The organism is Bradyrhizobium sp. Mp27 (assembly GCF_029953005.1).
GTDB lineage: Bacteria > Pseudomonadota > Alphaproteobacteria > Rhizobiales > Xanthobacteraceae > Bradyrhizobium > Bradyrhizobium barranii.
On sequence record NZ_JASAUS010000198.1, the window covers coordinates 1 to 10,580 of the forward strand.

General features: G+C 54.5%; 3 protein-coding genes and 2 pseudogenes. 4 read left to right on the top strand and 1 reads right to left on the bottom strand.

From position 1 onward, the window contains the following. Positions 1 to 124 precede the first annotated feature (124 nt). A pseudogene (locus QJT78_RS44595) lies at positions 125 to 480 on the top strand (IS3 family transposase); the annotation flags it as partial. Positions 481 to 521: 41 nt separating this feature from the next. On the opposite strand, the pseudogene QJT78_RS44600 reads toward QJT78_RS44595, so the two are convergent. After that, a pseudogene (locus QJT78_RS44600) lies at positions 522 to 1,018 on the bottom strand (IS5 family transposase); the annotation flags it as partial. A gap of 215 nt (positions 1,019 to 1,233) precedes the next feature. On the opposite strand from QJT78_RS44600, the gene QJT78_RS44605 reads away from it, so the two are divergent. From QJT78_RS44605 to pbpC, 3 genes are read left to right on the top strand one after another with little or no spacing between them, the layout of a single operon-like run. After that, the gene (locus tag QJT78_RS44605; RefSeq protein ID WP_281460639.1) at positions 1,234 to 2,301 is read left to right on the top strand and encodes a hypothetical protein; all 1,068 of its coding nucleotides are present in this window, start codon (positions 1,234 to 1,236) and stop codon (positions 2,299 to 2,301) included. A 58-nt stretch (positions 2,302 to 2,359) separates the two neighbouring features. Next, positions 2,360 to 8,389, top strand: a complete 6,030-nt coding sequence (locus QJT78_RS44610) for a hypothetical protein (protein ID WP_281460640.1) — start codon at positions 2,360 to 2,362, stop codon at positions 8,387 to 8,389. Continuing rightward, positions 8,386 to 10,473: a penicillin-binding protein 1C gene (pbpC, locus tag QJT78_RS44615; RefSeq protein WP_281460641.1), complete on the top strand. Its 2,088-nt coding sequence runs from the start codon at positions 8,386 to 8,388 to the stop codon at positions 10,471 to 10,473. Before QJT78_RS44610 ends, pbpC begins: the two co-directional genes overlap by 4 nt. The last annotated feature ends 107 nt before the right edge of the window (positions 10,474 to 10,580 follow it).

The window sequence follows — 10,580 nt, forward strand, 5'->3', positions numbered from 1 at the left end:
CTCTGGTCGGGCTACGCCCTCCCGACGCAACGACAAAACCGTAAAGCCCCGCGTTCAGCATAACCCGGCAGGAATCCACTTAAATCCAGCGGGGCGCTGTCCAAACAACCGCGGCCAGCTCTCCGGATTGATCCATCATTCCGGTCGCGGCGTGCAGTATGCCTCACACGAATATCGCGCGGCCTTGCAGCCGCCAACCATACCGCATCGATGAGCCGCACGGCCGTCCGCTTCGACAATGCCCCGATGCAGAGCTTCTTCCACACCCTCAAGACCGAGCTCGTTCAGCCAGTACCAGACCCGTGCCGCGGCCCAGCGCGATATCTTCGCCTTCATGGAGGGCTTCAAAATCGAACCCGGCTCCATTCCGCCATCGGATATATCTCCCGAGCGAGATGGAGCTCAAAGCCGCCTAAACCCGTCCACTTTTTCGGGGGAAGATCAGCCGTTCCGGCTCGAACAACTGGAGTTCGTCCGTAGACTTGATCGACGGGGAGCCATTCATTCGAGCGCGAGACGCGTGCCGGGTTGTTGGGGATGACGGCGAGCGCGCCCTTGGCAGCGATGGCCTGGCGCAAGTGATCGGCGTCATAAGCCGTGTCGCGCATGACGACCTCGGCAGGCAATCCCTCGTTCAATGCGGCGGCTTGCGGTGCATCGCCCTTCTGACCTCCGGTCAACGTGAACCGCACGGGACCTCCCAACCTCCGAACGGCCATATGGATCTTGGTGCTCAGGCCGCCGCGCGAGCGGCCAATCGCCTGATCTTCAGACCCCCTTTTTTCGCCCCGGCAGCATGCTGGTGGGCTCGGACGATGGTGGAATCGACGATCAGGTATTCGAAGTCAGGATCATCGGACATCGCCTCAAAAATGCGGCACCAGACGCCTTTGGCGCTCCATCGACTGAAGCGCCGGAATACGCTGTTCCAATCCCCGAACACCTCCGAAAGATCACGCCAGGGAGAGCCCGTGCGCACGATCCAAAGCACGCCTTCCACGAACATCCGGTTGTCGCGGCACCCTGGCAACGCCGGCGCGAGCACCCTGAATGCAGATCCGCAATGGCCAAGACGAATTCCAGGCTCAATCGCGCACGCCTCTCTAGCTACTCTTCGGGGACCGAAGAGAGACTCTTCCATATCTACCTGAAATCCCTTCACAATACAACTGCAGAGTGATATCGTTTTTTATTATGTGCCCGGTCCCCTAATTTTGTGATCGGATGTATTTGATGATTGAAACAACCGAAGAGCGCGCCCCTCATCAAGCAGAGAAGCACCTTGTCATATTGGTTCATGGCATCAATACCAATGCCCAGTGGTTCCCAACGATAAAGACTTCCCTCGAGGCGGCTGGCTTCATAGCTGCTCCCGCTGGATACGGTATTTATGGCGTCTTGCGATTTCTAATCCCTAAAAACAGGCTAAGGCGAGCAGCGATTGATCGCGTTTACGGACATTTTCGCACCGCAAGGAAGCTTTACAAGCCCGATAAGATTTCAGTTATTGCGCACAGCTTCGGTACCTATGTCGTTTCCAAGATAATAGAGGAAAACTTTGACATAGACCTTCACCGCATAATCTTTTGCGGAAGTGTCGTCAAAAGCGATTTCCCTTTCCAGAACAATCTTCATCGATTTACCGCACCGCTCTACAATGAAATTGGCACGCGGGATTTTTGGCCTCTCGTAGCGTCCACCGTCACGTGGGGTTACGGTTCGGTTGGCTCGGACGGGTTCCAAAATCCCGTAGTTAGCGATCGCTGGCATAAGGACTTCCAGCACAGCGACTTTCTCACGAAAGAGTTTTGCGAAAAGTTTTATATTCCCTCTTTGCGAGGTGAGAAGGTAGCGGGCGACGCCCCCATCCCATTTCCCTTCTGGGCACAGCTAATCGGGCGACTGCCCGTCAGATGGTTGCTAGCTGTTGGCATCCTAACTGTAGCGCTTCTGGCGTGTAGCGTCGCTATCAAGAACGCTCCGTCAGCTTCTCAGATCAAGACATTCGCCGTCAGCTTTTTTATGAAGGCCCCTCCACCACCGCCACCACCCATCATCTGGCAGCAGCTCGCCGCCGGATCCCGCTTCACGCCGGCAAAGGGACCGGTAATGGCCTATGCCAACGTCGATGGACCGGAGCTGAATTGGAAAATTGATCCCGGCCAGATCGTGCCTCCGTCCAAAGCGGGCGACCGTTGGGAATTGGCAAGTGTCAGCGGAGTCGAGTGGCTTCGCCTACCCCTACCAAGCGGAGAATTTGCGTACGTACCCCGGTCTCAGATGAAGCCGGTCAAGGACTGAGGAAGGTTTGTTAGGTTGCGAGTCGAGTGGTTAAGTTGCGCTGACACGGGAGCGTCCCATGTTTCGGATAGTTGCTATTGTCGCTTGCCTCATCCTTACAACCTCCGCACATGCTGCGCCTGACATCCCTGAGATAATTCAGCGCGCAGACGCCTACCGACAATCTCTTCAAGCGCTCAGAGTCGCATCGTCTGCCACACAATTGCTACAAGCGATCAAGCGATCGAAGCTGAGCAACAACTCGCCCGAGCTTGTCCGTCTTGCCGAACAGCTTGTTGCTCTAAATCCAGAGAACTTCACCTCTTGGCTTCAGCTTGGCAATGCCCAGAGAGCGCTCGACCCCAAATCCGATAAAGCGCTTTCCGCGGCTTATGAAGCTTATTCGGTAACGCGCCTCATCCCGGAGCAGATAGAAGCGTTACTGCTGGCTTCTTCCGTACTCCGCAGTCAACTCAGTGAACAAACCGACCTCTATCGAACAATCCGCGACAACTTCGAGGCAATCGGTCGAAAGCTCCGAACACTGGATGAAGCTAAGCAGTCCGGCGAGGTTACAGGGCTTGATAAGACTTCTCCGACCAGTGATTGGAAGATTTTGGCTGAAGCAAAAGAGAGTGCTTCAAATGCCGGCGACCTAGCAGCAAGAAACATAGGAGAGCTCAGTAAAGCCCTCGATTCCATCTACACTGAAATTTCTACCAAATTGCCCGGCTCGAACGTCGCCAAAATGAAGTCTGAGGATGCGCGGTCTTCCGCATTTGATATCGTTCCGAATTCAGCAGGATCCCCAGAAGAGGTTTCATTTCGGACCCAGGAAGGCTTGGTTCAAGCTTGCCTCGATTTCACGCAAGAACTGAAGGCAAATGGGCTTTCCTATCGCAACACCGTATCACTCTGGAACAAACCACACAGGCAAGACGGTGACGACAAAATTGCGGTCACGGATTTTGGACTAGAAGCGAGAGGCCGCACGCTTTGTATTACAAGCTTGAAGCCAGGCGAAGACTATACGATTGAGCTCAGTTCGAAGCTGGAGTCGAAGAGCGGCGCGACGCTCGCAGCTGACGTTTCACTCGATGTAACCACTCCTGATCTGCCCAAGCAGGTCTCATTCGCCGGTCGGAACTTCTTGCTTCCGCAAAGCGGGGATGGAAACGTACCGCTACGCATTACGAACGTACCTCAGTTTCATCTGGAAGTTTATCGGGTAACAGACCGCGCTCTGAACCGACATGTGGCGCTCGGACACATTGGAGGTGTTCTCCCCAAGCGAGAATACGACGATTTGCGCGATCGATTCGGAGAACGACTATGGTCGGCAACCATCAGGGTTGCCGACGACGAAAAAAAGAGAAACAAATCCTTCAGAGCGTACTTGCCCGTTCGAGCCATTCTAAACGCGCGGCAGCTAGACATTGCAGAGAAGATCAAAGTCCGCGGCGTTCACCAAGGACCAATCGCCTCCTGGCCACAGCAGAATCAAGTTCTGGACACCGACGACAAACGGGACGTTTCGACCAACGATGCTAAGTTCGAAGCAGACGTCGCTTCGTTCGAAGCATCACCCGGTCGCACTTTGGGAGGTGTCTACGCTCTAATTGTGCGAGATCTAAATGAAACGTCTCAGATGGATAAAGAAGGCGATTGCGGTGCGAGGAACTGCACCAGCTACCTCGCACAATGGTTTGTTGATAGCGACATCGGTCTCGCTTTTTATGAGGGGGATAACGATTTCACAGTTGTCGCTCGCTCTCTTAAAACGGGCGAGGCCAAACGGGACTCGCGAATCGAGCTTGTAAGTGCAGGAAATCGTGTGCTGGCTCAGCAACCTACCAACTCCGACGGCGTCGCGAAGTTTTCCAAAAGCATAACACAGGGCACGCAAAGCAATAAGCTCATCGCCGTCCTCGCTGAAGCGGAAAATGACTTTAGCGTTCTTACCTATGGAAGCGACCGGCTCGACCTTTCCCGCTTAAATGTTGATGGTCGGGCGAAGCCAAGCGGCTTTAACGCATTCGTCACAACCGACCGCGGGATATACCAGGGAAACGAGGTCATTCATGTTCTCGCAATGATCCGCGACGCCGACGGCAAGATCCCGGAGGCATTACCAAGGATCACGCTTCGACTGGAATCCCGTGATCGCCCCCTTGATGTGCGGCGAGTCGAGCCAGAACAACTCACATTAGGCGGCGCAGACATTTCGCTAAACGTCCCCGCAGCTGCAAGAGCAGGCGTTGCACGCATCACCGCGTCGCTTGGAGATGCAGAAGATGCTGCAATCATCGGCGAAGCAAGGATACAGATCGGCCAAATACGTCCGGACCGAGCCAGCCTAGAGTTCGTGGATTCAAACTGGACGGTGCGCAAATCAGCCGTCGACATGGTCGATCTAAGCGGCACAGCGAAGGCTCGCTACCTCTTTGGAGATGAGAAGTTTAAGACGGGTATCGCTAGCAATTTGAAGGCTGAAGTACTTGTCAAGCTGGAAGCCACCGAGAGTCCGCAGCGGAATTGCTATGAAAGCTTTTCGTTCGGCCTGGTCGAAAGCAAATTAGCGACGGTCTCATCGCGGCAATTTTTTGCGACGACAGATGAAAATGGCGAGCTGAAGCTTGACCTTTTGAGAGTTCAAATTCCCTCCGATACAAAACCGGTTGCCGCTGTAGTTGAGGTAACATTGCTCGATGCTTCCGGACCTGTTGCGAGCCGAAGTACGACTGTATCCTTATTGGACGACAACGGCTGGATCGGGCTTTCCAAAATTCCGCAACTACGCTCTACGGAGGATGGCCGATGGAAGCTGAGTGCTGACTTAGTGCTCGCGACGAGCGCTTCAAAAGGAGTACAAAAACGCTCTCTAGGATTTAAGATGCAGCGCGAAAGTGAGGTCTACGTATGGGAGCAAAGGGACGGTACTTGGCAACACGTCAAAGCAGTTCAAAGAGACGACGTTCAGGCCTTTGATCTGTCCGTGGAAATGAGGATGGGAAACTCTCCATGCTCGACGCCCACAAGAGTGGCAGACTTAGGAAATGCTCTGATCTCTGGTCGCTACGTCCTGACAGTGACCGATCGACAGACAAACCGACAAACTTCGGTACGATTCCAGACTGGCTCGGCGCTGACTGATCCGGAACAGCTTGAACCTAATATCTTTTCATTGTCGGTGGACAAGCTGAGCTATCGCCCCGACGACACCATCGAGGTTACAGCAAGCGTTCCCTTCGATGGTCCCGTCCTGGCAGCCATCGCGGACAGCGACATCAGGCTGTGGGTCACGGGAAATGTTAAGAACGGAACTGCAACTATTAGGATGAGGGCTGACCGAAGCTGGGCCGGCAAGCAGTTTTACATTCTCGCGACCGCCTACCGTTCGACTCGAGAGAGCGACCGCGGCATTGGTCCTGCAAGAGCAATCGGAATTGCAAACTTTTCAGTGGAGGGAAGTCAAGCCAACTACGCAGTCTCCATTCATCCCCTTGCAAATGCCACCTTTGACACAATCCAACCTCGTGCTTCATTGTCCTTTGATGTCTGTATCTCTGACGAGTCGGGAGGTAAATGTTCTGAGAATCCGCCGGAAGAGGCGTTCGCAGTTGTCTATATCGTCGATGAGGGGCTGCTCGGTTTGACATCACACCATAACCCTTTACCGAGGCCGGAGACACACTTTTTTGGACGCAAGCGACTCGGCATTCGCCTTATGGACAACTATGATCGACTACTGCTCAAGGAAGGAGGAGATCGTCCCACGCGGCTTGCCCTGTCGAACTACACGTCCGCTAAGGTCTTTGCTGCCGATTGCGGCAAACCACGGGATACGGTTACCGAACCACTGACGTTGCATCGCGGAAAGGCTCGCTGCATCATTGAACAAGTCGATTTGGAAAGTGGGGCCGTGTCCATTTATGCAGCCGTATGGTCATACAACTATGCCGCCGCTGCGAAACGAAGGATAACAGTGAGAAGCCACGTTGTGGCTGATTTGGGAACTCCGCCTTTTATCGCTCGAGGTGATAGCGCATTGCTCCCCTTGCGCCTCGAAAACATAGATTTTGCGCACCAGGGTGATTATCTCGTCCGCGTAGATGCTAGTGGCGCTAAGCGTATTGCGTTCACTTCCGCGGCAGTTCAGACATCGCAAAATCCACTTCAATCACAAATTCTTCTGCAACTTTCGGAAGGAAAGCCAAAGACAGCTTACCTCCAAATGGATACTACTGCTGACGGGACAGATGATATCAAGCTGACGGTCTCCCTCGAGGCAGTTGGGTCCGCGGATCCGCTCGATCAGAAACCAAGAGAGTGGAACGTCAAGATCCGTGCACCCGCTCTTAGCTCCATTGAGACAGTCACGTTCCCACTCCAGCGGCAGCTCGCAAGTCTCGGTGAGAAGTTGAAGTCGGTAGTGGCGAAGTACGACCCAGCTACCGTAAAGGTATCAGCACGATTTTCTGACGACCCGCAGTTATTGCTGAGCTCCGCTTGGACCGCGGCCTTACAGGAGCCGGCGCTTCCAGTGCTTGATCAACTTGTCTCCCGCGCAATGCTCCTCTTGAGCAAACCTACCGCAAAGGAGTCAAAACGAGATCTGACGAAATTAGTGAACGAAATCCAAAGTCTGCAACTTCCGAATGGATCATTTGTGCCATACCGATCGGTTGGAAACCATTCGGAATCCGAGCTGAATGTAGCAGCTCCGGATCCGGACGATCCCGACGCCAAACGACAAGCAATGGTCTTCAGGACGGCCAGCGTACTTGATTTACTTTCGTTAGCCAGTACCGCTGGGATCGAAGTGTCTGGCCGGACAATGACTTCGGCAAGTAAGTTTCTTAAAGATGCGATGGATACGTGGGCCGGATCCCCGAAGGGGCAGACCTGTTCTTTCGATACCGCTTATGCGGCGCGTGTATTGGTGGCGGTCGGGATGGCGGAGCGAAATCACGTCGAGCCCTTGAGTAAATGTACAGAAGCAGAAGCGGAGTCGGACGCGCTTCCAGCCAAAGCGGCTTCGGCAGCTGCGTTTCAGAAATTTGGGCTTCCACAGGAGGCCAAAATTACGCTCGCTAGCTTCGCAACCGAACGCGATCCTCAACGATTTAAGAACCTAAGCGACTTCCGCCGTGCCATGATGTTGGTATTCCTCAGAGAGGCTAACGCTCCTTCCGATCTGATTCAGACAGTGGCGCAGAGCCTATTAGTCGCAAATGCACGGACGGATTTCTCCCCAGCGGCTGCAGCGTGGATAGTCCGCTCACGCTCATTGTCTGGATCAACTTCGAACGCGGGTCTGAGCAGCTCTGACTTCCTTCTAAACGGGCTAACGCAGAAGGCGCTCCGGCAACCCCAAACTGGATTGTTTGAAACGGACGTCATTTCATATCAGAGCCTTCAAAGCTCTCCTATCAGCGTCGGTCTCAAAGCAAATCGACCAGTGATTGCTTACGTTACCGTTGAAGGAATTCTCTCCAAGCCTGATGAGTCCAGACGAGCTCCAGACGGCTCTCTTAGACGTCGTTTCTTCGATCCAAGGAGCGGCGAAGAGCTCTCCATCACAACGGCTCCGCTGCAGGTTGGCTCGCGCTTAGTCGTAGTTGTGGAAGGAACGAAGGATGCGGTTCCGTCGGTTCTCAGCTCAGACGGCGAGGTCATAAGCGATGGAGATGGACCACTGCTAGTCGCCGACTTGTTGCCAGCCAATTTCGAAATCGTCTCCAGTAATTTCCCTCTAGCCGGCAAGACGACCGACGCCAATTCGCCTCTGGACGCCCTAACAGCTCGCGGAGATCTGCGGACTGTTTACACGGATGCGGGCAGATGGGTCGGGTTGGTGGTCCCCGAGTCGCAACGCGGGACCAGTGTCCCCGATCAATCCTCTGCATCCCCCGAAAGCACCGGCCAAACGCTAGCGGCTGCTGAGGACCCGGCTGAGTTCCGCCGCGCCTACGTCGTTCGAGTAAATTTGGCAGGCAGGTTCACCTTGCCTTCCATATCCGTCGAGCGATCAGTTCCGCCGATAAAGACCCTTATGTCGGAGAGATCTAGTTTCCAAGTAAAGCTCTCGGAAGGTACGCCTAAATGACGCAGCGAGCGATAAAGCTATGCGTCGTCGCTTCTTCTGGCTTGTGTCTCGCAGCTGTGATTCTGTGGATAGCTTACGAAGCGACCATAAGATCGACTACTCTGCCGGACTTGTCGCGCAGCAGCTCCTATTCGCAGACGGTGACATCGTCTGGTGAGCTACTATGGGCTTTCTTGACAACGGATGGCAAATGGCGACTGAGGAGCTCGTCGAACGAGATCGACCAGGAGTACCTGCGTCTTCTTTTGGCCTATGAAGATCGGAGGTTTTGGCAACATCGCGGAGTGGATTTTTTGGCGCTGTTGCGAGCATGTCTGCAAGCAATCACCTCCGGCAAGAGTGTCTCGGGTGCGTCGACGATCAGCATGCAAGTTGTTCGAATGCTCGAACCCAAACCCCGAACCCGCTCCGCGAAAATAGAGCAGATCTTCAAAGCTCTTAAGCTTGAGCGCTCCATATCGAAAGACGATATTCTTCGTATCTACCTGAATATTGCGCCGTTCGGAGGCAACATCGAGGGAGTTCGGGCCGCTTCCCAGATTTATTTCACCAAAGAGCCTAAGAGATTAACTCTAGCCGAATCAGCACTGCTGGTTGCGTTGCCGCAATCACCAGAGGCTCGTCGTCCTGATCGTCGGCCGGAAACAGCTGGAAGAGCGAGGGATCATGTCCTGTTAGCCCTGGCTGCGCGAGGTGAGTTGAGCATGGTAGCGGCCCGCAAAGCACTAGCAAATCCCGTAAGCGACGCTCTGCATCAGCTCACCCGGCTTGCTCCTCATCTGGCTGCCCGGCTACACTCCGATGCTCCGGAGACGCAATCCATTGCGACGCTGATCGATATTGATTTGCAAAATCGTGTCGAGGCCCTGCTTCGGCGCGAGAGGCAGCGTTGGAGTGACGGCGTGAGCGTCGCCGCTATCGTTCTTAAAAATAAAGATTCTTCCGTTTTGGCATATGCGGGAGGTACAGACCTTGCGGCTAATGGCAGGAGCGGATTTGTAGATCTTGTTCAGGCGATCCGATCCCCCGGTTCAGCGCTAAAGCCATTTGCCTATGCGATGGCCTTCGAAAGGCTTTTGGTCCATCCCGACACCATCGTTACCGACAAATCGGTTGAAATAGCAGGCTATAAGCCGGAAAACGCTGATGGAACCTTTGTGGGCGACATGTCCATCCGCCAGGCACTAGTGCGCTCGCGGAATACTGTCGCGGTAATGTTGCTAGACAAAATTGGCGTGGATGCGTTTCTTGCGCGCTTCCGAACCGCCGGTAGGCCGCTCGTTCTTCCCAGGGCGGACGACAAGGCTGGGCTAGCAATTGTTTTGGGCGGTGTCGGACTGAGTTTGGAGCAGCTTGTGTGGTACTATACAGCTTTCGCAAACGACGGAAGGCTAAGTCAGATCCGATTCAAGACTTCAGATCCGGTCGTGCCATTGGGGAACCTGTTATCGGCCAGCTCAGCGCGAGCGACGGCTGACATCCTTTGTGATGTTCCTCCTCCGCCAGGATATATGCGCCTAACGGCTGCAGACGGCGGACGCCGGATCGGATTCAAAACCGGGACTTCGTATGGTTTTCGCGACGCCTGGGCTGTTGGTTTCGATCAATTCCATACGATCGGAGTTTGGGTCGGTCGACCCGACGGGGCAGCTCACCTCGGTGCATATGGAGCGACAGTTGCTGCGCCGATACTGATGCAGCTTTTTGATAATCTTCCTGTTCCCCCGCACGAGCCCTTCAGCGCGTCCTTGGAGCTGGAATCACTAGCCGGTTTTCGGGAGCTCCCTGCACGGCTGGTGCGCTTTTCAAGCCTTAGTGGCGCGAGCAATCAGCAAAACCTAGAGATATCTTTCCCTCGAAACGGGACCATTATTCGGAGCGATCGTGTATCCGACGCAACGATTCAAATCCCGCTCCAGGTGACAGGCGGCAAGCCACCATTTCGGTGGATGTTCCAGGGGAATGCTCAGCCGGAAACGTCACTGCCAACTTCAACCTGGTCAGTTAATGTGCGCGGTCAATTGGAGGTGAGCGTCATCGACTCAGCCGGTAACCTAGCCAAATCATCTTTCTGGCTAAACTAGCCCGTCTTATTCGCGAGAGGGCGCCTGAGAGGCTGGCGAGCGTGGTGTAAAGCGCTGATGCGGCGTAGGATTCGGTTGTGAAGCCAACCCCATCACCTCAACCGCGA

What these genes read in the sequence shown, in the direction of transcription:
- pbpC (WP_281460641.1), top strand. Translation starts at nt 8,386, where the DNA reads ATGACGCAGCGAGCGATAAAGCTATGCGTCGTCGCTTCTTCTGGCTTG.
- QJT78_RS44610 (WP_281460640.1), top strand. Translation starts at nt 2,360, where the DNA reads ATGTTTCGGATAGTTGCTATTGTCGCTTGCCTCATCCTTACAACCTCC.
- QJT78_RS44605 (WP_281460639.1), top strand. Translation starts at nt 1,234, where the DNA reads ATGATTGAAACAACCGAAGAGCGCGCCCCTCATCAAGCAGAGAAGCAC.